General features: G+C 53.2%; 24 protein-coding genes and 1 riboswitch. Of the genes, 1 reads left to right on the plus strand and 23 read right to left on the minus strand.

Annotated features, from left to right (window positions below):
• Nucleotides 1-15: 15 nt before the first annotated feature.
• The 14 genes from JSQ80_RS08830 to ychF form a co-directional block, all read right to left on the minus strand.
• Nucleotides 16-393, minus strand: coding sequence for an ATP synthase subunit I (locus JSQ80_RS08830; RefSeq protein WP_087433950.1), 378 nt, complete (start codon nucleotides 391-393; stop codon nucleotides 16-18).
• Nucleotides 386-619: an AtpZ/AtpI family protein gene (locus JSQ80_RS08835; RefSeq protein ID WP_087433949.1), complete on the minus strand. Its 234-nt coding sequence runs from the start codon at nucleotides 617-619 to the stop codon at nucleotides 386-388. Before JSQ80_RS08835 ends, JSQ80_RS08830 begins: the two co-directional genes overlap by 8 nt.
• A gap of 176 nt (nucleotides 620-795) precedes the next feature.
• Complete coding sequence (gene wecB / locus JSQ80_RS08840; protein ID WP_087433948.1) at nucleotides 796-1950, minus strand: non-hydrolyzing UDP-N-acetylglucosamine 2-epimerase; 1155 nt, start codon at nucleotides 1948-1950, stop codon at nucleotides 796-798.
• 30 nt (nucleotides 1951-1980) lie between these two features.
• Entirely contained in the window at nucleotides 1981-2610 is a 630-nt protein-coding gene (upp, locus tag JSQ80_RS08845) for a uracil phosphoribosyltransferase (RefSeq protein ID WP_087433947.1), read from the minus strand.
• A gap of 376 nt (nucleotides 2611-2986) precedes the next feature.
• The gene (locus tag JSQ80_RS08850; protein ID WP_087433946.1) at nucleotides 2987-4237 is read right to left on the minus strand and encodes a serine hydroxymethyltransferase; all 1251 of its coding nucleotides are present in this window, start codon (nucleotides 4235-4237) and stop codon (nucleotides 2987-2989) included.
• 108 nt (nucleotides 4238-4345) lie between these two features.
• A complete protein-coding gene (locus JSQ80_RS08855; RefSeq protein ID WP_206097525.1) occupies nucleotides 4346-4900 on the minus strand; it encodes a TIGR01440 family protein in 555 nt (184 codons plus the stop codon).
• Between the two features lie 96 nt (nucleotides 4901-4996).
• A complete protein-coding gene (rpiB, locus tag JSQ80_RS08860) occupies nucleotides 4997-5455 on the minus strand; it encodes a ribose 5-phosphate isomerase B (RefSeq protein ID WP_087434100.1) in 459 nt (152 codons plus the stop codon).
• A 291-nt stretch (nucleotides 5456-5746) separates the two neighbouring features.
• Nucleotides 5747-5827: riboswitch (ZMP/ZTP riboswitch) on the minus strand.
• Nucleotides 5828-5874: 47 nt separating this feature from the next.
• The gene (locus JSQ80_RS08865; RefSeq protein ID WP_206095042.1) at nucleotides 5875-6456 is read right to left on the minus strand and encodes a low molecular weight protein arginine phosphatase; all 582 of its coding nucleotides are present in this window, start codon (nucleotides 6454-6456) and stop codon (nucleotides 5875-5877) included.
• 50 nt (nucleotides 6457-6506) lie between these two features.
• The gene (locus JSQ80_RS08870) at nucleotides 6507-7073 is read right to left on the minus strand and encodes a manganese efflux pump MntP (RefSeq protein ID WP_087433944.1); all 567 of its coding nucleotides are present in this window, start codon (nucleotides 7071-7073) and stop codon (nucleotides 6507-6509) included.
• Between the two features lie 86 nt (nucleotides 7074-7159).
• The gene (locus JSQ80_RS08875) at nucleotides 7160-8488 is read right to left on the minus strand and encodes an L-threonylcarbamoyladenylate synthase (protein ID WP_206095043.1); all 1329 of its coding nucleotides are present in this window, start codon (nucleotides 8486-8488) and stop codon (nucleotides 7160-7162) included.
• 716 nt (nucleotides 8489-9204) lie between these two features.
• Complete coding sequence (gene spoIIR, locus JSQ80_RS08880; protein WP_206095044.1) at nucleotides 9205-9882, minus strand: stage II sporulation protein R; 678 nt, start codon at nucleotides 9880-9882, stop codon at nucleotides 9205-9207.
• A 256-nt stretch (nucleotides 9883-10138) separates the two neighbouring features.
• On the minus strand, nucleotides 10139-11083 hold the full coding sequence (prmC, locus tag JSQ80_RS08885) for a peptide chain release factor N(5)-glutamine methyltransferase (protein WP_240463605.1): 945 nt from the start codon (nucleotides 11081-11083) through the stop codon (nucleotides 10139-10141).
• A complete protein-coding gene (prfA, locus tag JSQ80_RS08890) occupies nucleotides 11080-12153 on the minus strand; it encodes a peptide chain release factor 1 (RefSeq protein WP_087433940.1) in 1074 nt (357 codons plus the stop codon). Before prfA ends, prmC begins: the two co-directional genes overlap by 4 nt.
• An 86-nt stretch (nucleotides 12154-12239) precedes the next feature.
• Entirely contained in the window at nucleotides 12240-13340 is a 1101-nt protein-coding gene (gene ychF / locus JSQ80_RS08895) for a redox-regulated ATPase YchF (protein ID WP_087433939.1), read from the minus strand.
• A 272-nt stretch (nucleotides 13341-13612) separates the two neighbouring features.
• Here ychF and JSQ80_RS08900 point away from each other — a divergent pair, with 272 nt between their 5' ends.
• The gene (locus tag JSQ80_RS08900; protein WP_176392843.1) at nucleotides 13613-13756 is read left to right on the plus strand and encodes a hypothetical protein; all 144 of its coding nucleotides are present in this window, start codon (nucleotides 13613-13615) and stop codon (nucleotides 13754-13756) included.
• A gap of 89 nt (nucleotides 13757-13845) precedes the next feature.
• Here the strand turns inward: JSQ80_RS08900 and JSQ80_RS08905 are convergent, their stop codons facing one another.
• The 9 genes from JSQ80_RS08905 to JSQ80_RS08945 all read right to left on the minus strand — a co-directional run bounded on the left by JSQ80_RS08905 (nucleotide 13846) and on the right by JSQ80_RS08945 (nucleotide 24443).
• Nucleotides 13846-15021 carry a hypothetical protein gene (locus JSQ80_RS08905; RefSeq protein WP_206095045.1) on the minus strand — a complete coding sequence of 392 codons (1176 nt, stop codon included), beginning with the start codon at nucleotides 15019-15021 and terminating at the stop codon, nucleotides 13846-13848.
• A gap of 270 nt (nucleotides 15022-15291) precedes the next feature.
• Nucleotides 15292-15489, minus strand: a complete 198-nt coding sequence (locus JSQ80_RS08910; protein ID WP_087433936.1) for an AbrB/MazE/SpoVT family DNA-binding domain-containing protein — start codon at nucleotides 15487-15489, stop codon at nucleotides 15292-15294.
• Nucleotides 15490-15612: 123 nt separating this feature from the next.
• Nucleotides 15613-16584 carry a hypothetical protein gene (locus tag JSQ80_RS08915; RefSeq protein ID WP_087433935.1) on the minus strand — a complete coding sequence of 324 codons (972 nt, stop codon included), beginning with the start codon at nucleotides 16582-16584 and terminating at the stop codon, nucleotides 15613-15615.
• Between the two features lie 180 nt (nucleotides 16585-16764).
• Nucleotides 16765-18141 (minus strand): sodium-dependent transporter, encoded by a 1377-nt coding sequence (locus JSQ80_RS08920; protein ID WP_206095046.1) that lies wholly within the window; start codon nucleotides 18139-18141, stop codon nucleotides 16765-16767.
• A gap of 171 nt (nucleotides 18142-18312) precedes the next feature.
• Nucleotides 18313-19089, minus strand: coding sequence for a carbohydrate ABC transporter permease (locus JSQ80_RS08925; RefSeq protein ID WP_087434099.1), 777 nt, complete (start codon nucleotides 19087-19089; stop codon nucleotides 18313-18315).
• A gap of 162 nt (nucleotides 19090-19251) precedes the next feature.
• Nucleotides 19252-20142 (minus strand): carbohydrate ABC transporter permease, encoded by an 891-nt coding sequence (locus JSQ80_RS08930; RefSeq protein WP_206095047.1) that lies wholly within the window; start codon nucleotides 20140-20142, stop codon nucleotides 19252-19254.
• A 32-nt stretch (nucleotides 20143-20174) separates the two neighbouring features.
• Complete coding sequence (locus JSQ80_RS08935) at nucleotides 20175-21551, minus strand: ABC transporter substrate-binding protein (RefSeq protein WP_087433932.1); 1377 nt, start codon at nucleotides 21549-21551, stop codon at nucleotides 20175-20177.
• A 359-nt stretch (nucleotides 21552-21910) separates the two neighbouring features.
• Nucleotides 21911-22738: an energy-coupling factor transporter transmembrane component T family protein gene (locus JSQ80_RS08940; protein WP_206095048.1), complete on the minus strand. Its 828-nt coding sequence runs from the start codon at nucleotides 22736-22738 to the stop codon at nucleotides 21911-21913.
• Nucleotides 22731-24443 (minus strand): ABC transporter ATP-binding protein, encoded by a 1713-nt coding sequence (locus tag JSQ80_RS08945; protein ID WP_206095049.1) that lies wholly within the window; start codon nucleotides 24441-24443, stop codon nucleotides 22731-22733. Before JSQ80_RS08945 ends, JSQ80_RS08940 begins: the two co-directional genes overlap by 8 nt.
• Nucleotides 24444-24465: the final 22 nt, after the last annotated feature.

Here is a 24465-nt window from a genome sequence, read left to right on the forward strand (position 1 = left end):
TTTCCAATAAGCTGCTTATTCACTTTTTTTCCATTCCATAATGATGCTTACGGAAATTGTCAATATTTGCATAAATATCAACCCCGCAATTGTCGACACAAGCGACACCTGCTCGAACTTTATGCCAATCATGACTGCCAACAGCACGATGCACATTCTCGTTACGAGTCCAAGGTTGTACCGCTTCCGCTCCTGGCTTACGGCGAGTTCGGCAAGCTGTCTAACTTTCATCGACAAATAGCGCGCGTTAATTAAGCCGGCGACCGTTCCCAGCGTCAAGCCGGCAGCGTAAGGCCGGTAATCCGGTGAAAAAGCCCATACGAGAAGGAACACCGACATTAGGATGAACGCCACCCTGGTCACGGCATGGACAATCGAAGTCATATCATTCATCTTGTTCCCCCATGAACTTTTTGACAAAGTAGATGATGTTCACGATACCGAGGCACATCCCGGATATCATTCCTGCGGCAAGCCAAATCTTTGGCCCGTCCAACACTTGCGCCAGCCACTTCCCCGCAAAGTATCCGATGATGATGTACACGGCAAGCATAACACCTGCCCCACCAATACTAAGGGCGGTCAGCCAAGCGCTTTCATTGCGTTTCGGCGTTTTCATAGGCTAATAATTCCCATTCATTTTACTTAACAATACGAGATTTTGTCAATTCATAAAAACCCTGTATTTATAAGGATGAAAACGATGTATTTTGCCTTCTGATGTCGCAAAAATCCGCGCAAACCGTACAGTATCACTGTATGCTGGAACGTTATGCTCTAGAAGACAGCTTGAAATCAAATTGTGAACGTTGTGTGAAAAGCCTCCGGACGCTCCGCCTGCAGTCCAAAATTGTGAAGAATCGCACTGACAATGCGTTGCGACGCTTTGCCGTCTCCATATGGATTGGCGGCTTTGCTCATCCTTGCATAGGTTGATTCATCCGACAGCAATGCCTTTGTACGCTCATACACCATCTCCTCTTCCGTACCGACCAGTTCCAATGTGCCTGCATCGATGCCTTCCGGTCGTTCGGTAGTTTCGCGAAGGACGAGCACCGGTATGCCAAATGACGGTGCTTCCTCCTGGAGACCGCCCGAATCGGTAAGTATGAGATGCGTATGAGGATAAAAATTATGAAAGTCCACCACATCAAACGGGTCAATCAGCTTAATGCGCGGGTGATCCCCCAACATCTCATAGGCCGGTTCACGAACTGCCGGACTAAGATGGACCGGATACACGATGGCGATATCCTCGAACTCGTCCGCTATGCGGCGCACGGCGCGGAATATATTGCGGTGCGGTTCTCCCTGCGATTCACGGCGGTGAGCCGTCATCAGCACGAGCCGCTTGCCCTGTGCCCAATCGAGCACTTCATGCGTGTAATCGGATCGTACTGTATATTGAAACACATCTGTTACCGTGTTGCCTGTGACAAATATCGATGAATCTTTCTTATTTTCGTGTCTCAAGTTATTTGCCGACCAATCGGTAGGCGCGAAATGCAGGTCTGCCAATACTCCGGTCAATTGCCGGTTCATTTCTTCCGGATACGGCGACATTTTATTCCATGTCCGCAATCCTGCCTCGACGTGCCCAACTTGGATCTGCTGCAAAAATGCGGCATAACTAGCCAAGAAGGTGGTGAGCGTATCTCCGTGCACAAGCACGATATCCGGCTTCGCCTCCCGCAGCACCGGCTCCAATCCTTGCAGCACCCGAATCGAAATGTCATTCAGCGTCTGGCTCGCCTGCATGATGTTCAAGTCGTAATCAGGCTTGATGCTGAATACATCGAGCACCTGGTCCAACATCTGACGATGTTGGCCCGTGACGCACACGATGGACTCGATTTGTTCCGGATGTTTCTGCAATTCCAGGATGAGCGGCGCCATCTTAATCGCTTCGGGGCGCACACCGAACACCGTCATTACTTTCACTTTGGACATCTTCTAATCCTCCGTAGTCTAAACATATTGTTACTTCGTGCCGAACAGACGATCTCCTGCATCGCCCAATCCAGGCACGATGTAACCGTGATCATCCAGACGCTCGTCCAATGCTGCCAGGTAAATATCCACATCCGGATGCGCCTCCTGCACTGCCTTGACACCTTCTGGCGCGGCGATTAGGCATGCAAGCTTAATCTGCGTGCAATCGCGTTTCTTCAGCGCATCGATGGCAGCAATGGCCGAGCCGCCTGTTGCGAGCATCGGATCAATGACGATAAGCGCGCGCTCGTGCACATCCGTAGGCAGCTTGGTGTAGTATTCTACTGGTTTCAAGGTTTCCGGGTCGCGGAACAAACCGACATGTCCAATTTTGGCGCCGGGAATCAGCTTGACGATGCCTTCCACCATGCCTAACCCCGCACGAAGGATCGGTATGATACCAAGCATCCGCCCCGCAATGATTTTGCTTTCCGTCTCAGCCACCGGTGTCTCCACCGTGATGGTCTGCAGCGGCAGCTCGCGCGTAATCTCATACGCCATCAAGGTTGCCACTTCGTCCACCAGTTCCCGGAAATCTTTCGTATTCGTGCGTTTGTCACGAATTAATGTCACTTTGTGTTGAATCAAAGGATGATCGCAAATGACCAATTTGCCCATATAACATGTCCCTCCGCTTTTTACTCTCGTTGCCTTCAAGTTATCAGTTTACGCTAAACAGGCTCTATTATAACATTTGAAGCCCATTACTGCACAGTGTTCCCCATCACTTTTGGCAACCTTTTTCCCGACTACCTGAAATTGGAAAAGAAAGAGCCGCTGTACTATTAGTAAACATTCCTTGGATTGGTTATACATGCAAACGGACAAGCCATGAGAAAAAGGTAAATGCGCCCCTCCTTCACAAGTACAACGACTCGCGCTCCGCTGCTGCCGTCTTAACGCTCAGCCGGCCGGACAAGCAAAAACAGGCCGCGCATGCCCGCTTGAGGCATTCACGGCCTATGTCAGCGGGAGCTTGCTCCCGCCTTTACCATTAATATTTCAATGTCTCATACAACGGATATTGCGCGGTCAAGTCACGGACCATGCCGCGGGCCTTATCCAATACCGCCGCATCTGCCGGATTTTTGAGTGTCATGGCGATAACCTGTCCGATAATGCGCATAGCCGCTTCATCCATGCCGCGCGAAGTTGCCGCCGGCGTGCCAATGCGGATCCCGCTTGTAATGAACGGGCTCGTCGGGTCGAACGGAATCGCGTTCTTGTTCACGGTGATTCCAACGGAGTCAAGAACTTTTTCCGCATCTTTACCCGTAATGTTAATGCTGCGCGTATCGATCAGCATGAGATGATTGTCCGTACCGCCGGATACGATTGTCAATCCTTCCTCGATGAGGGAATCGGCCAATACTTTCGCATTTTTGATTACCTGCTCGGCATACTGCTTGAAAGAAGGCTGCAGCGCTTCGCCCAAGGCCACCGCTTTGGATGCGATGACGTGCATGAGCGGGCCGCCTTGCGTTCCCGGGAACACTGCCTTGTCAATCGCCTGCGCCCATGCTTGGCGGCACAGAATCATGCCTCCGCGCGGACCGCGCAGCGTCTTATGTGTCGTCGTCGTTACAAAATGGGCGTGTGGAACCGGGCTCGGATGCAATCCTGCCGCTACAAGGCCGGCAATGTGAGCCATGTCGACAAAGAACAGCGCGCCTACATCATTCGCAATGGAGGCCAGCGCCTCGAAATCGATGGTGCGCGGATAAGCGCTGGCGCCGGCAACGAGCATTTTCGGACGGTGTTTGAAAGCTGCCTTGCGCACCTTATCATAATCGATGCGGAACGTATCCTCTTCGACGCCATATGCGACGAAGTTATACAACAGGCCGGAAGCGTTGACAGGACTGCCATGCGTCAAGTGACCACCATGCGCCAAGTCCATTCCGAGCACCGTATCTCCCGGTTTCAATGCCGCTAAATATACGGCCATGTTCGCCTGCGCGCCGGAATGCGGCTGCACGTTGACGTGCTCCGCTCCGAACAGCTCCTTCGCGCGATCCCGCGCAATGTTCTCGACGATGTCGACGTGCTCGCAGCCGCCGTAGTAGCGTTTGCCCGGATAGCCTTCCGCATATTTGTTCGTAAGCACCGTCCCCATCGCTTCCATCACCGCTTCACTGACGATGTTCTCCGAAGCGATAAGTTCAATGTTATTGCGCTGGCGCTGCAGCTCCAGATCCATCGCTTTCAATACGTCCGGATCGGATTGTCTTAAATGATCTACCATTAGCATAGCCCTCCCATTGTTAAATTACCTTAATTGCATTGTATGACAACGCATTCTGCGTTAAGGTTCAAACATGTTATCGACATCCGGCAGCCTTGCCCGCTCATCCTACTTACAGGAATCTGTGTCTGATAAGTCTGGAAGCCGGTAGACAGCCCTCTCCCCGCCAATAAGCTTCGGCCGCGTTGCCGCCATATTGACTCTCGCCTTGCCGATATAGCGCGGCTCAGTGCGGAGCGGCACGGCGACCCGGCGTATATGCATGCCGATAAGCGTCTCGCCGATATCGATTCCGGCATCCGCCGATATCGTTTCCGCCAGACAGGCAGCCGGCAAGCTCCGGTATGCGCAAGCAGCCATAGAGCCGCCCGCAGTCGGTACAGGCACTGCAGCAACTTCCTCCAGCCCGAATCGTTCGAGCGTGCGCCGTTCTACGACGAGCGCGCGGTTGAGGTGCTCACAGCATTGATATGCCATGTGCAGGCCGAATTCCGCACGCAGCACATCCAATCCGGCATAAATCTCCTGGGCTGCATCAAGCGTGCCTGACGTTCCTATCCGCGCCCCGGCCACTTCACTCGTGCTGCACCCGATGACAACCAGCTGCCCGGGCTTCAATCCCGCCGCCTGCACAAGGGCTCTTGCAGCCGCTTCCGCTTGCATTCGATAGCCCTTCGCAGACGAAACAACATCAGCCGATGTCTCCGAATGCTGTTGTCCTTTAGTTTGATTATTCATCAATAACTTTACCTCCGCTTATTACGGTGCAGGGTGATATTTGTGCTCCACATCGGATACCTTGCCCAGACGCCCTATATGACGTTCGCCTTGGCTGAATTCCGTACTCAGCCAAACACGCGCGATTTCCTCGGCGAGTCCTGGCCCGATGACACGCTCCCCCATGGCCAGCACATTCGTATCATTATGCTCGCGGGTCGCTTTTGCAGAGAAGAGATCGTGAACGAGCGCGCAGCGCACGCCCGGCACCTTGTTCGCGGCGATGGACATACCGATGCCCGTGCCGCAAATGAGCACACCCCGGTCCGCTTCTCCGGAAGCAACCATCTCTGCAACCGGCACCGCATAATCTGGATAGTCTACCGATTCCGTACAATTGCAGCCCAAGTCAACAACATCATGACCCAAGTCCTTAATGACTGAAATAATTCCATCTTTCAACCGCACACCGGCATGATCTGCGCCTACGGCAATTTTCATCGTCATTCCCTCCATCCGTTCGTCTTTCATTAAGGCGCATCCAACGTTGTTCATGAGACAAGCCATGGCTCTATTATAACGAATTTCCGGGAAATTGGAGCAAACAAATTGCGATTTCCCTTCTCTGTTAATACAATCCCCATAGACAAGCGCCTCATTCAAATACTGGATGATCACTCCGTTTAGCGGTTTCCACAGGATTACATCCAAGTCGGATCAATACCATTTATACCATATATATCATAATATAGCATGAAAAAAAGAGCATAGCATGGCAATTGCCATACACTGCTCTTTCGCCCAGGCGACCGGCCGTATTATTCGATGCTCCATCGTGGTTACCCACTTTCGTCGCCAGTTACATCGAACCTGCATCTTCTATCCCTGATGATAAAGGATACTGAACTGAAATGCAATCCCTATTTGTCCAGCATATCCAGCAGTAAATGGAGAGCCGCGCGAATTTCCGCCGCCGTCATTCGGTACTGCTCCAACGTGCCTCCGAACGGATCCGCCACATCCATGCTCGGTGCGCGCTGTTGCAGTTCAAAGAGCTGCTTCCGTTCTTCTTCGGTCGGCTCTTCGCCAAGCGCCAGCTTCAACTGCAGTTCCGCCGCCATAGCAAGCAGCTGTTCCCGTTCTTGTACTGCCGCTCCGTCTTGTTCCACATACTCTTTCAGCGCGAACGTCTTGTCCGCTGCATGAGGAAAACGCTGCAGCACATGCTGCTTATGACCAAGGGTCAACGTCAAAATAATATCCGCCCACTGTACCCCTTCCTCGTTCAGGGCAGTAGACCGAAACATCCGGTGGCTCGTAATTTGCTGCTCGGCCAGCGCTTCGGCCGCATTCTCCGAAATGGGAGTGCCATCCCATGCCGCCACTCCGGCGGACTTCACCTCTAGTTCCAAAGACCGCTCTTCCGCCAAATGCCTTAGCATCGCTTCTGCCATTGGACTGCGGCAAGTGTTGCCTGTGCATACAAATAAGATGCGCTTCATATCGCATCCCCCCTTCTCGTGAAGTTCTCATCCATCTATTGTACCCTATGTCAAGAAGGGATCAAAAACAAAATGCCAAAAACGAGCAGTATAGCACCGCCCACGGCTTCGCCGTACTCACCGATATACTGCCCGGCATGATGTCCAAGCAGCAGCCCGACAATGGACATTGCCCCGCCAAACAGGCCGAACGCAACGATTGTAATGAGCAAGTCAGAGCGGAACATGCCGAGCGTTACACCGACGGAGAACGAATCGACACTAACGCTCAGCGCGAACCAAATCGTCCCCCACAATGAAGCCGTATCGATAAAGTGGGATGATTCCCCTTTGAACGAGCTGTAAATCATATGTCCGCCAAGGATCACAAGAAGGGCTCCGGCAGCCATTGCCGTCATCTTCCCGAGGACGATGCCTATATATACGCCTGTTATGACGCCCATTAACGGCATCAATACATGAAAGAACGCGATGACGATGCTGATGCGAAAGGCATCCATCCGCCTCACCCCTCTCATTCCGATGCCGATGCATAGGGAAAAGGCATCCGAACCGAGTGCCAGGGCCATAACGAGAATCGTCATCCATTGTCCAATGGGTACAGCCGTTTCCCACATTTGCCTCTCTCCTCGTCCGATCGTCTTTAATCAACGTATGCGGACAAGGGCGGGATCATGACAAGCTCTATTTTACCCAAATCATATCATTGGCAACGAATGATGCGGTGACCGGCCGCTTTAACGAGCCGGTTCATGACGGCAAGCCCCATGCCTTCCGTCGGGCAGGCCTCCGCCAGCATATAGGTGGCTCCAGCCTCATCGAAATGGCGCAGCGCATCATATAAATAATGGGCCGCCTCCTCCAGCGCCTCCACGCTGCCTAGCGAGACGACGATGTCCGCCCGGTATCGCTCGGCATGCTCTCTAAATGCCAATACACCGGTCGTCTCGCCGCGTTGTTTGGCTGCATCCAATTCCGCCTGGATGCACTGGCTTACGCGCTCCGCAGACACTCCCTTAACAATAGAAAGCGTGCCTTGCGGCGCATAATGCGTATATTTCATTCCAGGCGAGCGCGGTGCAGGTTGAACCGGGGAAAGCCCAGCTGAGCGGTCTGCCACTTGCTCTGACATGAAGCCTGCTGCGGGTTCCTCCATTGGTGTTCCAGCCGCAAGCCCCGCAGCATGATCTGCCATACGCTTTGTGGAGCTCGGTGCCGACGAAGGGGTAACAGGCGGTGCTGCTTCCGTCATGCCCCCATTCGGATCAACCGCCGGATCGACCGTCACCTCGGCGGCCACTTCACGCAGCATCGCTGTCGTAATTCCGCCCGGGCGCAGCACATGGACTCGATCGCCCTGCACTTCAAGCACCGTGGACTCCACGCCGACACCAGCCGGGCCGCCGTCAACGATGCCGCCAATACGGCCGTCCAGGTCCGCGCGCACATGCTCCGCGCGAGTCGGGCTCGGCCTTCCCGAGCGGTTCGCGCTCGGTGCCGCTATCGGGCGCCCTGCAGCGCGAATAAGCGCAAGCGCCGTATCGTGTGCCGGCATACGCACGCCCACGGTGTCGAGACCGGCGGTCACAGAGGAAGAGACCGCCTGCGGCCGGACGGGCAGCACGATGGTGAGCGGCCCCGGCCAAAAGCGTTCCATCAACCGCTTCGCGGTGTCTCCGTACGGCAGCACCAGCTCATCGAGCTGCGCCATATCCGCGATATGCACGATGAGCGGGTTGTCGGACGGGCGTCCCTTGGCGGCAAAAATGCGCTGCACAGCCTCAGCATCGCAGGCGTTCGCCCCGAGGCCGTATACCGTCTCTGTCGGGAAGGCAATCGTCTGCCCTGCTGCCAGCATGGCGGCAGCCTCTGCAATGCACGCTTGCTCTCGTACCGGAATCGCCTTATCCACCGTCCACCACTTTGTGGCTTGCGGCTCCGCCTTGGCTTGGTTGATGGGCGTTTCTATGCCGTTGCCGTTTACTTCAACTTTAACTTCAACTTCGACTTTGCTGTCATTTGATTTGTTCATAGCGTCAAGTCCTTACTTTTATGGAGATGGTGTTACGCTCTATTATTGTTCTGGCTGGCTCGTTACAGTTATCTGGTATCTGCTGCTTATGCTTGTTGCACCCATGCAGACGGATGCACGCTTCGCTTGTTAATGCTCAGGAAAAAGAGCCGTTTCAGCCCAAACTATTGCTAGATGTATCCTTCAACCGCAACGCCTCATGCGCCTGCTACAGTTTGTCAGAGATACATAGAAGTTCGTCACTGCATGGGATGCCGTCAGGAAGATTATATTTAGGCACACATCGCAAGAAAAGATGCCGAAGGAGCTTCGACATCTTTCCGTTCACGTTCCTTGGTTCTTCATTAGTTGTACCATAATAGCTGAAGGATCGTCCAGTTATAGCCTAGATACGATTCAACTCAGTTCCCTGCACAGCACGAGCCGGTTCATTGGATGCGAAGTTCAATAGCTCCAACTGCTTCCAAGTAATTCTCTCCACTCTCCCTCCCGTTGAGACGGGACATCCCTCCTCAACTCGTCCAATCTTGTCGATCCTATGGAAACGTGCAACCAGTTCAAGACTATGCTTTTCGGCGGAACAGGGCAGCCGTACTGACCAAAGGGGAGAGTGATTGGAAGGACTCAACGTAGAGAGTCACGCCTCTCCAATATCTAAGTAACGGAGCTGGATCAACCTCGAATCAAGCTTATTATCGATGGATATCAATTACAAATCATCCTGCAACAGCAGTCCATAGTCCCGAAATCCACTGAACGAGAGTAACAATCATGTCCCACAAGAAAAATCGGACTTCGGTCGTATCGTCGGCGTCGCTTGCAGCGGCACTTGCAGAATCAGTCGCAGCGTCATTTGCCGAGCCTTGCGCCGTATCTCCATCGATGAAGCAGAGCGGCGGAAACAGCACGCACCACCAATTCTGGCCTTCACCTGCTCCCAGCGTCACAAGCAGCGCCTCATACATGCCGGCAGGATAAACGTTGCCTCCGTACCATTTGGCCGGGAACGGCACTTCGCCGAGCTCCAGCTTCGCTTTGTAAGGCAAACCTTGCTGGGCAAGCACTTCAGCAGCAGCCTGCGTCAGCTCATCCATATGCTTCGCAATGAGCGCCCGGGCTTCATCCCGTGATTGCGGGGCATCTTCAAGCTTCAACCAGCCGTTAATCTGCTCGACGATTACATCGCGCACCATGCGCTTTACTTGCTGGTCCCGATCCGTATCGGAGTTCGCCAGGACCCGCAAACGTATCGCATCCTCTGGAATTGCGTCAGCCGCATTCTGTTCCTGCACTTCACCTATAGCCGCATCCACGCGGCCTATTTCCCAACGCATCAAAGCTCCCGCTGCCATCGCGGCAAACGCGAGACCGAGCACGAACACACGAAACTTCATGTTCATCTACTCCTTGTGAGGTTGGGCGCGCCTCTTGTCTATCATTATGTCCGGCAGCCAAGCGATTAAACCTAGCAATTTGCGATCTCATAGAAAAAAAAGATAGAGTCTTTCCGATCCGGCAGCCTTCAAGAAGGCGGCACAGATTCGAAAAACTCTATCCCAAAATAAAGCTCCAATGCAATTCAATTTACCAGCACAATCCAAATCCAAATTCGTGCCCCAATTAAATCATTGCAGAGCGCGCACTGCGCAGCTAACGCGCGCCGATGACGTGGCGCTCGATGCCCGCCAAGTCGGGCACGATAATCAGCTTCGAGCCGTAGCCGGCGCTCTTCAGCAGCTCGGCTACGTCGTGGGCCTGTCCTTGGCCCACCTCGAAGCCAATCAGGCGCGGCGCCGCGCCAAGCAGCGGCAGCATCGCGACCAGACGGCGGTACGGGTCGAGCCCGTCCGCACCGCCGTCCAGCGCCGTGCGGGGCTCATAATCGCGCACCTCGCGCATAAGCCCCGCCAAGTCGCCGGCCGGAATGTACGGCGGGTTGGACACGAGGATGTCCAGCCCGCGGCCGGCGAACGGCGCCAGCAGGTCGCCCTGCAGCCACGACAGGCGCGCAGCCACGCCGAGACGCTCCGCGTTCCGCCCGGCTACCCGCAGCGCCGCCGGCGAAATATCGCCGGCCGTGACGCGCCACGCGGGTCGCAGATGCGCCAGCGCGCATGCAATGGCGCCGCTGCCCGTGCCCACGTCCGCCACCTCAAGCGGAGCGTCCTCCGGCCAAAGGCGGCCCGCTTCCGCGATGACGGCCTCCACGAGCAGCTCCGTCTCCGGACGCGGAATAAGCACGTCCGGCGTCACCTCGAACGGCAGGCCATAGAAATGCTGCCAGCCGATAATATATTGTGTCGGCTCGCCCGCTGCCCGCCGAGTTATCGCTTCCTCGAAGCGGCCTTTAGCCGCTTCCGGCAGCGCGTCCGGCAGGGCGACCAAGTATGCCGCCCGCTCCATCCCCAGCTCATGCCGCAGCAGCAGCTCGGCATGATGCGCAGCGTCATCCACCCCGCCCGCCGCTAAAAAAGAAGAAGCCTGCACCCAGGCTTCTCGAATCGTCGCAGGCACAGCGAGGTGAAAGCGCAGAGCCGGCTGCTCGCCCGTTCCCTGCGTTTGTCCTTCACTCATCGATCTGCTGTGCTCACTCATGCATGATTCTCCTTTTCAAGGAGCTCCGCTTGTTCCGTCAGCGTCAACGCTTGAACAATTTCTTCCATATCCCCATTCATCACCTGGTCGAGCTTGTGCAGCGTCAACCCGATGCGATGATCCGTCACGCGGCTTTGCGGGAAGTTATACGTCCGAATCCGTTCACTGCGGTCACCCGTACCGACCTTGCTCTTCCGCTCACCTGCGTATTTCGCTTCCTCTTCTTGCCGTTTAATGTCGAAAATACGCGCACGCAGCACTTGCAGCGCCTTCGCTTTATTATCATTCTGTGATTTACCGTCTTGGCACGTCGCTACGATGCCGGTCGGAATGTGCGTGACACGTACGGCTGACTTCGTCGTATTGACGGACTGTCCGCCCGCGCCGGAGGAACAGAATGTATCGACACGGATATCCTTGTCGAAAATCTCCACTTCAAAATCTTCGATTTCCGGCATCACCGCTACCGTCGACGTGGACGTGTGGATGCGGCCGCCCGATTCCGTCGCCGGAATGCGCTGCACGCGATGCGCGCCGCTCTCATACTTCAGCTTGCTGTACGCGCCTTTGCCGGATACCAGAAAGATCACCTCTTTGAACCCGCCCAGATCGCTGATATTGGCCTCCATCAGCTCCGTGCGCCATCCTTTCGTATCCGCATAGCGGGTATACATGCGGTACAAGTCGGCTGCGAACAGCGCCGCTTCGTCGCCGCCAGCCGCGCCGCGAATCTCGACGATGACGTTCTTGTCGTCGTTCGGATCCTTAGGCAGAAGCAAGATGCGGATGTGCTCATCCAACTCGGTTTGGCGCGCGCTCAGTTCTTCGATTTCCATCTTCACCATTTCGCGCATTTCATCGTCCAGCTTCTCTTGCAGCATTACTTTTGCCGCCTCCAGCTCGCTAACGACGGACTTATATTCCATATAAGCCTCGTAAGCTTGCTGCAAATCGGACTGTTCCTTCGAATATTCACGCAGCTTCTTCGGATCGTTCGCCACGTCCGGATCACACAGCAACTCACTCAATTTTTCATATCGATCCGCAAGGGATTGCAGACGGTCCATCATAATACGATCACCTCTCTCATGCTTCAATCTTCGGCTCTAACACCTATATTCATCAGCCTTTTCACTCGCGCAAGGCATTCATTCAACTAAACATTAAAGCGGAAGTGCATGACGTCTCCGTCTTGCACAACATACTCTTTTCCTTCCAAACGCAGCTTGCCTTGCTCCTTCACCACGTTCATCGAACCACCCGCAACCAAGTCATTATACGATACGACCTCGGCACGAATAAAGCCTCGTTCGAAGTCGGTATGAATGACACCTGCCGCTTGCGGCGCCTTCATGCCTTTGCGAATCGTCCATGCGCGCACTTCTTGAACGCCTGCGGTGAAGTACGTGTACAGACCGAGCAGACGGTAAGCCGCCTTGATAAGGCGGTTCAAGCCCGATTCCTCCAAGCCAAGCTCCTGCAGGAACATTTCTTTGTCCTCGCCATCCAGTTCGGCGATTTCCGCTTCCACCTTCGCGCTGATTGGCACGACTTCCGCATTTTCGGCCACGGCAAAATCGCGCACTTGCTGCACGTAAGGATTGGAGTCCGCGTCCGCCACACCGTCTTCGCTTACGTTTGCGGCATACAGAACCGGCTTCATCGTCAGCAAGTGCAGATCGCGCACCAGCAGCTTCTCATCGTCGCTCAAATCCATGCTGCGCGCCGGCTTATCGTTGTAGAGCGTCTCTTTCAAGCGCTCGAGCACTTCGGCTTCCTGCGCAAACTTCTTGTCGCCGCTCTTCATGTTCTTCTTCGTGCGATCTAGACGCTTCTCTACCGATTCGAGATCAGCCAGCACGAGCTCCAGATTGATCGTTTGAATATCGCTTACCGGATCAACTTTGCCATCTACATGCGTAATGTTCTCGTCTTCGAAGCAGCGCACCACGTGCACGATCGCATCCACCTCGCGAATATGCGCCAAAAACTTGTTGCCAAGCCCCTCGCCTTTGCTCGCGCCGCGCACAAGACCTGCGATATCCACGAATTCGAATGCCGTTGGAACCGTACGGTTCGGCACGACCAATTCCGTCAATTTGTTCAGGCGTTCATCCGGCACTTCCACCACGCCAACGTTAGGGTCGATCGTACAGAACGGATAGTTGGCCGATTCTGCGCCTGCTTGCGTAATTGCGTTAAACAATGTAGATTTGCCAACGTTCGGCAATCCGACGATACCAGCTTTCAGTGCCATTTATAATTACAACTCCTTAATATAGTTCTATTTCATTCATTATTTCGATTATTTCGTTCGTTGCAATGCCATAAATAACGCGCAAAAATTCCTTAACCATTATAACCAACAACGCTCAAAAAACCTAGTCATCGACTAGATTTTTTCCATATTGTCAACATTTTCTCGTGTCCGCTCGTTTATGGATAGCGTCTCCCCAACCTGCGAACAATAGGGCAGAGCATCCTGAATGGGATGATGACATTTTCTATAGAAAGAAGGTCAGATTCATCATGGAAAACAAGACGCATCGCGGAAATTACAAGGGCACTACGAATATGAAAGCGAAAAACCAAGATATGGCCTTTGTCAATGATACATTGGAAGGGGCCAAGACCGTTACCCCTTATCAGCACAAAAAGAAAAAGACGGACTAGTCCCGTCTCGGCATCATCAATATAGTCCATTTCACGTTCTTATCGCGGGTATTCCTTCTCAACTGAATGCTGGGGCGGGAATACCCCCCTTACGTAATAAAACGGTACAGCTGCCGTATGACACGGCCTACACCGTAACGCTCTGCGTTCGGCATCTCCACTTGATGCTGGAGACATAATTTGATGGCGCGCGATACGCCCGATGGAAGAGTAAGCTCTTCCCCTTCATCTGCAAGGTGATCGCCATTTACAGGAAACAACGAGAGCAGCATGCCGTCCGCCACAAGCATCGGGCCGTTCCAATTCCATTGCAGCCATTCTTCATCCCACTGTACGGTCGATTCGCCAATCTCCCATACCACTTTGCGGGAACGCAGCTGATGCGCATGAATACATGTATCAAGCGCCTTCACCCAGAACACGGCCCGTTCTTCAATCGGGGTCCCGTTCTGGAATAAATAACAGGCTGCCTGCGCGCACAGCGAGGATATGGCACCATCAGCCCAAGGAAATTGGATGCGGTCTAGCCGCGGCAGTGCGCACCCCTGCAGAAGCTTGGCCGTCACCTGGGAAGTCTGGGCTTCGGAGGACGTTAACGCAGCACAGACCGCGCGAACCGCTTCATATAGCTCATCGTCTTGATGCTGGCCGAACGCTATCGACGGGTTGAATGGTTTGCCCGCACGACGGCGGTAATCGGCAAGCGCGATGAGCGCATTCAGGCGAAGCCGGGAAGACTCCCCATAAAAAGCGGCGCGCAACAGCTTATTTTCCACCTTAGGGTCGTCCCATTGCAGCCAATGCAGCACATACACGGCTTGGATTGCCGTTAATTCCCCTTCCTCTGCCAGCACAGACCATTCTGCATAACGGCTGCGCAGCGTAAGGTGCCAGTGCCGCGCGACCGCTGCCGCCGCACCGGTCTGTTCTTCCGCCCCATAACCTTGGCTGCTGCAGTAACGCAGCGGGGTAACGCCAAATGGCAGCGAATTCGGCATCGCGCATCTCAACACCTGCGCAATCCCGTTCAAAATCGTTGCCTTGGCGACCGATTTGTGCCGAATGGTTAAAATATCAAGCAGCGGATCAATCAGAGGAAAGGCTGCTTCATCCACATCGTTCTCCCGGCAAATCTGCTCAAATAAAGCTTGAGCCGCTTCCGCAGACTGTTCCTTCGATCCGTTCTCTATGACACAGAGTAATTCCGGCATATTGTCTTCCGAGCCGAATGCCTGAATCCATCCCGCTTCATTAGCCATGCCCATTTTCTCTACGCCTCCATAAGCCGCCCCTATTACAGGGGCCGTGGTTTTAATTTCCATTATATCATTTCATGTCAACTATTGAAGTATAATTATCGAAAATTGTCGAATTACCGTGAAATGAATAGGTATATTGTATTATTTTATATCTGCCGTTTCAAACGGAAAGAATTCGGTGAAAATATAACTGCATGACCCCCCAACCCTCTCGAAAGCAACAAGCCGAGGGGTTGTTGCTTGTTTGGCGAAAAAAAAGGTGCAGGGATAAAATCCCTACACCGATAGTTTCGCCTTCTTTTTTATTCTATTGCGGTTAGATGCGTCAGCGACCTTACGAATAACGATTTCGCCAGTCTGTTCCCTAACTTCCATTTCAAACAAATCTCCGTATTCGGCTTTTAACTTGGACAAAATATCCTTGGTCAGGATAAGGCCGAAACTATTGCCAATACGCAGCAATTTGCGCCGCACAAAGCTTCACCACCCTCGTTTTGCTATACAGTCGATTATTCATTTCATATTCATTACCCAGCATCGGCTGCATGCAAACAGAAACGTGAAGAAATGGTGATTGATTCAGATTCAGATCCAGATTCAGTTCGCTACGACAATTTGATAGGCATAACTCTGCGGCGGCAGCGACATCGTCATGATTTGGGCGTGGTAGCCGATGATTTTCTGCCCGGCCTTCAAATCCTTGGCATCAAGCTTCTCGCCGGATTGGTTTACGATGACGGTATTCTCATCGGTATTCAGCACGATGCCGCTCACTTGGCCTCCATCTGCTTTCACATCTACCGCAACCGACGTTTTCCCGTCATGCTGATTCACCTTGCCGATCGTGCCCTCTGCGCGAACGGTCTCTTCTTTCACGACAATGGAGACGGCATGGCTGATTGGCGGCAGGCTGCGTGTCATGACCGGGCTGTATTCCACTTCTACGCGGACATTTTGCTTCAAGGCGTCCTTTGTAAGCACCTTGCCGGATTCATCCGTTATCTTTGTGTCCCCTGTGAGGTTCAAAATGATCGGATACTCTCCGCTGATGGTAATGCGGTCTTTGCCCGCTTCCGTAATGATACCTGTGGTTTTGAACTCTTCTTCCGCATCCGGACGCTCGACGACGAATTTCTCCGCTGTCACCTGAGGCGGGATGCTGCTCGTCATGGCAGGACCATAATAAGCCGTTACCGTCCACCCCTCGTTGAGCGCCTGCAGCAAGTCCGCCTGTTTGCCGTTCTGATCGACAACCAGCGTTCCTTTGGCGAATACAACCCGGAGCTCATCCATATTTTGCGTCTGCGCGGATTTTCCCTTCATCATTACATAAGCTCCGTTTTTCGTATATGTGATTTGATCGATAGTTCCTTTGGTCGAGAACGTTTCCTGCTGTTCAGGCTTTTTCTCGCCCGTTTCATGGATCATGTTATTTGAACTCTGGTTTTCCGTCTGGCTCACGACTGTACCCTGCACTTGGTCTGCCTTCGCGGCCGCTGTGAGCGGGATCGCCGCCATTGCCACTACACACGTCGTCAACAACATTTTCATCCAAGCTTGTCTCTTCATATCGAGTTCCTCCTGCAATCCAGTTCGTTTTTTATTGAATGTAGCGCTTTTCATCCCGGGATTTGTTTCTCTTCAACCTCATAGACGGGGCGACTGGCAGATATGTTGCATGAAAATGCATTTTTTTGCGAAATATAAAAAAGCCTTTCCCCAAAATGGAGAAAGACTCTCATGCCGGCGCTATACGAGGCCGACAGACGACAGGAAAATCAAAATAATCAAAACCGGCGCGACGACACGCATGGTGAAGAGCCAAATCTTCATTCCTAACGAACGCAATCCGGTTTCGCCGCCTGCGCCTTTCCATACGTAACCGACCAGCAGCGTAACGAATAAGCCGCCGAGCGGCAGCATAATATTCGACGTAATGAAGTCGAGCCAATCGAACAGATTGCGCCCGCCGAACGTAACATCGCTCCAAGCTCCTCCAGCGGCAAGCGTGCACGGCAGCGCAATGACATACATGGCGCTCACGACAGAGGCAGTCGCTTTGCCGCGGGTAAATCCGAACCGCCGAATCAAATAGGAGACAGGAACCTCGGTCAGCGACAGACACGAGGTAACCGCTGCGATAGCCAGAAGAATAAAGAACAGCCCTCCGAACAAGCTGCCGTAAGGCATAGACGCAAATGCAGCCGGCAAAGTAACGAATACGAGGCCAGGTCCGGAATCAGGCTCGATGCCGAACGTAAACGTCGTCGGAAATATAATCAAGCCGGCGATTAACGCATACGTCAAGTCTCCGGCGCCAACGGCCAACGTCGCGAGCGGCAGCGACTGACGCTTATCCACATAAGCGCCATACGTCAGCATGGCTCCAAGCCCCAGCGATAGCGAAAAGAATGCGAGGCCAAGCGCCATTAACGCGGATTGAAAGGTTAACACGGAGAAATCGGGATACAGGAAATAGGCGACTCCTTCAGCGGCTCCGTCCAACGTGAGCGTGCGCACGAGCATGATAAGCAAAATAAGCAAAAGTCCCGGAATGACAATTTTATTGAACTTCTCAATTCCGCCGGAAATCCCCCGGGCAATAATGAAACCCGACAACGCCATAACGACGATTTGCCAAATGATCGGCCACATTCCGGCTGTAAAAGCGGTAAATTGCTCTCCGTAATTCGCATCGGTGAACAGATTGCCGGTTAGGGATTGCACCGCATAATGAAGCGTCCAGCCTGCAATGGTGCTGTAATAGGTCATAATGAGGAACGCTGCCAGGACGGCGACGAAGCCGAGCGCGCCCCAGCCTTTCTTATTCGAAAGCTTCGTGAACGAGGTTACCGCGTCGCCGCGCCCCGCCCGCCCGACGGCCAGTTCCCCGAGCAGAACCGGCAAACCGACAATGAGCAAACATATGATGAACAGCAGAAAAAAGGCTCCGCCGCCATTCTGACCGGTAACATACGGGAACTTCCACATGTTGCCCAAGCCGACCGAACTGCCGATAGCCGCCAATATAAAGCCCGAGGAGCTGAATCGCTCCGACTTCTTGGTGCCGGATTGGCAGGAAGACTTCTGTTGTGAATGTTGTTGAGATTTTCCTTGTGTTGGCATGTTGTCTGTAACGCACCCCTTCATTTCCAGCGATCATATGTATGATGCCCTGGCGGCAGATATAGACTTCATTTTATTGAAAAAATGGCCAACCTGCTAAGGTGATATTTTACAACACTCATTCTATCTTGTAAATTTATTTCTTTTTCACGTTTTCTTCTATCTCACTTGCTACTTTATGCCGGAATGCATAAAGCTGTTAATGAATTTCCGTTGAAAAAGCAGAAACCCGATGAGCAGCGGAGCAACGACGAGCAGAGTCGCGGCACTTACCTCCGCCCACTGCGCGCCCGTCTCGAACGACTGGGCGAACATGGCCAAGCCTACGGTAAGCGGGCGGTTCTCCACCGAGTTCGTCACGATGAGCGGCCAGAGGAAGTTGTTCCACTGATAGCTCACCGAGACGACGGCAAAGGAGATATAAACGGGAAGCGATAACGGCACGAAGATGCGCCACAACATACCAAGCCGGGAGCATCCTTCGACCATCGCCGCTTCTTCGAGCTCCAGCGGCATTTGCTTGAACGTTTGGCGCAGCAGAAAGATTCCGAAGGCCGATGCAAAATAAGGCAGCATAATCCCAAGCTTCGTATCGAGCAGGCCGAATTCTTTTAATACATGGTAGTTGGAAAAAATGAGCACATCTGCCGGAACCATAATTTGCACCAAAAACAGCATGAACACAACGTCCCGGCCAAAGAAGCGCAGACGCGCAAAGGCATAGGCTGCCAACGTCAAGCTAAACAGTTGAAAGGCGAGCACTCCGCCAGCTATCGTCAACGTGTTCATATAATATTGGGCGAACGGCGCCCCTTCCCATACACGGGCAAAATGTTCGAAAGTCCATTGCCACGTCAAGAACGAATTCATCCCTGCATCTTTCGGGCGGAACGCGGTCCAGATGACCCAGACGAACGGAATGAGCCAGACGACGCCGACAGCCAGCATAACCAAATGCCATAGCCCGCGTGCGGCGCGTTGCTTCAGACGTCCGATTCGCAGCTCACGGTCCGTTCGCGCGCCAATCCCGGAATGACGATCCAGGCTGAATTTGACCGCATCCGCTCTGTCCAATTCATCCAATTTCCCCATAAAGCCTTGGAGCCCCCTCTATTGATAATGAATTTTGCGATCCCACCCGAAAAATTGCAGGGAAGACAAAATAAGCAACACCGCAATCATAACGACCGTCATCGCAGCCGCCATTCCTTGGTCGTAGAAGCTGAAGGCCGTGTCGTAAATATGATAAAGCAGAAGATTGCTTGCATTATCCGGCCCGCCTTTTGTCATTATCCACAAGTGGTCGACCAGCTTGAAAGCATTCGTTAACGCGACGACCGCCACAAACAGGGTAGTCGGCATCGTCAACGGTATCGTGATTCGCGTAGTCACCTTCCATGCGCCAACGCCATCCATGGAAGCGGACTCATACAAATCCTTCGGGATGTTCTGAAGGCCCGCCAAATAAAAAATCATGAAATAGCCGGCTTCCTTCCAAATCATCATCACGATCATAGCTCCCATTACCGTATCCGGATGACCAAGCAGATTCATATCCGCACGCCCTACCCATTGCGCCAACTGCGCCAACAGCCCGTACTGCGGGGTATAAATGAACAACCAAATGTTCGCCACCGCTATCATCGGTACCATATTCGGATAGAAGAAGGCAACGCGGGAGAAAGTCCTGCCCGCCAGCGCTTTGTCCGCAAAGAGCGCCATCAGAAACGCCAAGATCATGGACGTCGGCACCGTGCCGACAGCAAACCATATGTTGTTGCTGAACACCTTCTGGAACACCGGGTCGGAAAATAGGAACGCATAATTGTCCGCTCCGTTAAAAACCGGCTCCGGCACGGCCAAGTCCGCTTGAAACAGACTGAGCCATGCCGTCTTCAGCATCGGGTAATACGTGAACAAAATTAGAAATAACAAGGATGGCAGCAGCAAGGCCCAAGCGAGTCCGTTGCGCGCAAGCCGTTCTTTCCACGTGGCGCTCATCCGCATCTAGTCCTCCTTGTGTGGACACATTGTTATTTGTTGAACGGCTTGAGCGCACGCTCCGCTTCTTCTTGCGCCTTCTTCAATGCGGTCGCGGCGTCGGTCGTTCCGGTCAGGACGGCCTGAACTTGATCGGTCAGCGCTTTGGACACTTTGCCATTGTTATGTGTGGACAATTCCGCATATGCATGTTCCAACTGGTCGCGCGCGACGATCGATTGCGGAAAATCTGCCGCATAGGTTTTCATGACGTCCGTATCATAAGCCGATTTCCGGACCGCTACGTACCCCGTATCTATGCTCCATTGCGCCGCTTGCTCCGGCTCGGTCATGAACTTGATGAATTCCCATGCCGCCGCTTGCTTCTTCGGCTCAATATCTTTGAATATGTACAAATTTCCGCCGCCTGTCGGAGAGCCGTACTGCTTGCTCATCGGCAGGAAAGCGACGCCGAAATCGAATTTGGCGTTATTTTTAATATTGGTCAGATTGCCGGTCGTATGAATCATCATCGCCGTCTTCTGCTCCAAGAAATCCGTTGGAACGGTGGCCCACTCAATGACACCATCCGGCATGACCTTATGCTTTAGAGACAGGTCCCGCCAGAATTGCAGCGCTTCGACATTTTCCGGTGTATTGAAAAATACTTGCTTGCCATCCTGCGTCATTAAGTTGTGCTTCGGATCGGCCATATTTTGTAAAGCGAACTGCTGGAACATCCAATAGGCAAAGCCGGAGCCGGGAACCTCGATGCCATGGCGCCCGTCTTTCTTGACCTTTGCCGCCACTTCAGCCAGCTCCGTCCACGTCTTCGGCGGCTGCTCTGGATCCAGCCCGGCTTCCTTGAAGACATCCTTGTTGTAATAAAGCACGATCGTGCTGCGCTGGAACGGAATGCTGTACGTCTTGCCCTCCACTTGCGAGTTGGCAAGAAATGCCGGATAGAAATCCTGCAGCACGTCTCCGCTTTCCTTGGCCATGAAATCATCGAGCGGAAGTATCGCGTTCGTATCAAGCATGCTGAACAATTCCGTGGATAACATCACGGCTACATCCGGCGGCTGCTGCGCTTGAATGCCGGCTTGAATCTTCGTCGTCGTGTCCGCGTAGCTGCCCGTATACACCGGCTTGACCGTAATGTTCGGATGCTTCTCCGTAAATTTTTTCGTCATGTTCTCAATCACTGACGTTAACGGTCCGCCTACGGCAATCGGATAGTAGAACGTCAGCTCCATTTTCTCTTCGCCATCGTTCGGCTTATTGTCGCCAGATGGCGCTGTGCCGCTATTTCCTTGCTTTGCTGCCTTATCGGCAGCCTGCTCTGCGTTCGGGCTTCCCGACTGTCCGCATCCGACCAGCATCATGAAGCAGAGCAGCAGGAGCAGCGTCCACTTTGCTCGCATTTGCATATTACGATTCCCCCCTTCTCAAGGTAACGTTCATAATGTAACGGCATGTCATTTACCATCCCCATCTACCATAACTTTCCTCTGGCAAGAGAGTGTTAAGCTGATATTGAAATTTTGTTAATTCGCTAACAAAACAATCACTCTGACGACAGGGCTCAGACTCTTATTTCCGTTCGCGAATCCGCACGCCCTATATCAATACTCTATTTGCCATACCTTGTCCCACAGAACCATCTCGTTCAACTCCCGCCAATAAAACTATTATTTCAGTTGCTGGACTGTTAGCGCCCGATCTGCAGGACATTATAATCTTTGGATCAAAAAATCGAGCCTCCTCCTGGAGACTCGATTCATATAGTTCAATATGGATACCAGAACGTTCCGTATCCCTGTACCCGCCATGCTATTGCTGCAATGAGCACGATGACGCTCGTGGCGATGACGATGTAATCCTCGCGGTGCCATACCGTCGCCGAATACCACGTTCGCTTGGAATGCTTCCCGAAGCCGCGCAAATCCATCGCATTCGAAATCGTTTCGATCCGGTGGAGCGAGGATTGGACAAGCGGAATGGCAATCGAGACGAAATGCTTGAGCCGCTGGCTCAAAGTCCCTTCGCCTTTGCCAAAGCCCAGCCCGCGTGCTTGCATTGCATTCGAGATGTTGCGGAATTCCGCCTGCATATCTGGAATATAGCGGAACGCGATGCTGAATGCGTAAGCCACCTTATACGGAACCCCTACCCGGTTCAAGCTGCTGGCCAAGCGGGTCGGATGCGTCGTATAGATAAACAATACGGTAATCGGCATAAGCGACATATATTTCATTGATAAGGTTAGCACGTAAACTATCGTTTCAAGCGTAAGCACATTGTATCCCAAATTCAATACGACCGTCGTCGAGCCCGCCACTTCGCTTCCATAGGCCGGTGTAATGGCAAGGGTGAATAGGGAGTTGAAGATGTTGAATACGATCATGAGCCAGACCAAAAGACGAATTCGTTTCCATGGCAGCTTGGCGGACAGCAGCATGATGATCCCAATCAGAAAGAGCGGGACAAAAATGCGAATATCCTGAAATAAAAAGACGACCACGGTCCAGACAGCCAACACGATGAGCTTGGCCGCTCCGTCCATGCGGTGGAACAAGGTGTCACGGTCGATATAGAGCATCCCGGCCTTACTCATGGTGATTCACCTTCTTCTCCTGCGCGATAAAATGACGCACGAACGCTTCCGGTGCGGAGACACCTGTAAGCCGCGCCAGAGCGCCCAAGGACGTTTCCTTTAAATTCGCCTGCGCGATCGCGTCGATATTCGTCAGCACTTGCGCGGTATCGCCTGTGGCAATCCGTTCTCCGTTGCACAGAACCGCGGCACGCTCCGTATATTCAAGCGCCAAATGCATATCATGCGTAATAAAAAGAAACGACATGCCGCTGTCGGCCAAGTGGGAGATGAAGCTCATGAATTCGGTGTAATGCTTATAGTCTTGTCCCGCCGTAGGCTCGTCCAAGATCATCAGCTTCGGCTCCATAGCCAGAATGGAGGCAATCGTCACCCGCTTTTTTTGGCCATAGCTGAGCGCAGAGACCGGCCATTCCCGATATCCGAACAAGCCGCAGATGCGCAAGGTCTCTTCTACGCGCGTCTTCACTTCATCCTCCGATAAGCCGCGCACACGCAGGCCTAGGGCCACTTCGTCCCAGATCATGGGCTGCGTAATCATATGGTTCGGATTTTGCATCACATAACCGATATGCTGGCCGCGACGGCGGATAGACCAAGAATTAATCGTCTCTCCTTGCAGCCGGATGACTCCGGCATTCGGCTTCGCGATGCCGGTCAACAGATGGGACAGCGTCGATTTGCCTGCGCCATTGTTGCCGAGCAGCGCAACGCGTTCCCCCTTGCCTATCGCAAGGGATACGCCGCGGATAATTTCCCGCTCCCCGTCATAGGAGAAGCGGACATCCTCCATCTCGATGAGCGGAGGAGGAGAGGAGGATTTCGATGCGGGTTCAGCGCTGTCCGTCCATACCGCGAGCCGTTCCTTAACGGCAGGGCTGGCACTGACGTGTGCCAGGGAGGACGGCTTGTCCTCCGGCAGCAAGCCGCAGCCGGCATATTTCAATGCAGAGACGTAAAGAGGTTCCCGCAAACCGTGCTCACGCATGATGTTGGAGGATAAAATTTCATCCGGCGTTCCCACCTTGACGATGCTGCCTTCCGCCATAATGACGACACGGTCGACAGGCTGCTCCAGCACATCCTCGACGCGATGCTCGATAATGATGATGGTCTTCCCGGTCTGACGGTGGATCTCCTCCATCAGCTCCATCGCATGCTTGCCACTGGCCGGATCCAAATTGGCAAGCGGCTCGTCGAACAGCAAAATATCCGCCTCCATCGACAGCACGCCCGCCAGCGAGACCCGCTGCTTCTGTCCTCCCGACAACTCATGCGGGCTCTGATCGTGAAGCGGCAGCATGTCGACAATATCGAGCGCATGCGTCACCTTCGGCTTCATGTCCGCGGGAGCCATGCAGTCATTCTCAAAAGCAAAAGCAACATCCTCGCCGACGGACAACCCGATGAATTGGCCATCCTGATCCTGCAGTATCGTGCCGACGCTGCGGCTGATTTCAAAAATGCTGAGGTCAGCCGGCCGTTGCCCCTTAAGGGAGTATTCTCCAGACATCGTGCCGCTGTAAGTAAAAGGAATCAGCCCATTGATACAATGGGCCAACGTAGATTTGCCCGAGCCGCTAGGCCCGGCAATGAGTATTTTCTCGCCTGGGTAAATGTCCAGATTAATCTGTTTCAATGTCGGCTCAGACAAGCTGCGGTATTGAAAGCTAAAATCTCGAAACGAGATAAGCGGTTCCTTCATAGATTCAATAGCTCCTGTCATC

The sequence above is a fragment of the Paenibacillus apiarius genome (assembly GCF_017052585.1).
GTDB lineage: Bacteria > Bacillota > Bacilli > Paenibacillales > Paenibacillaceae > Paenibacillus_B > Paenibacillus_B apiarius.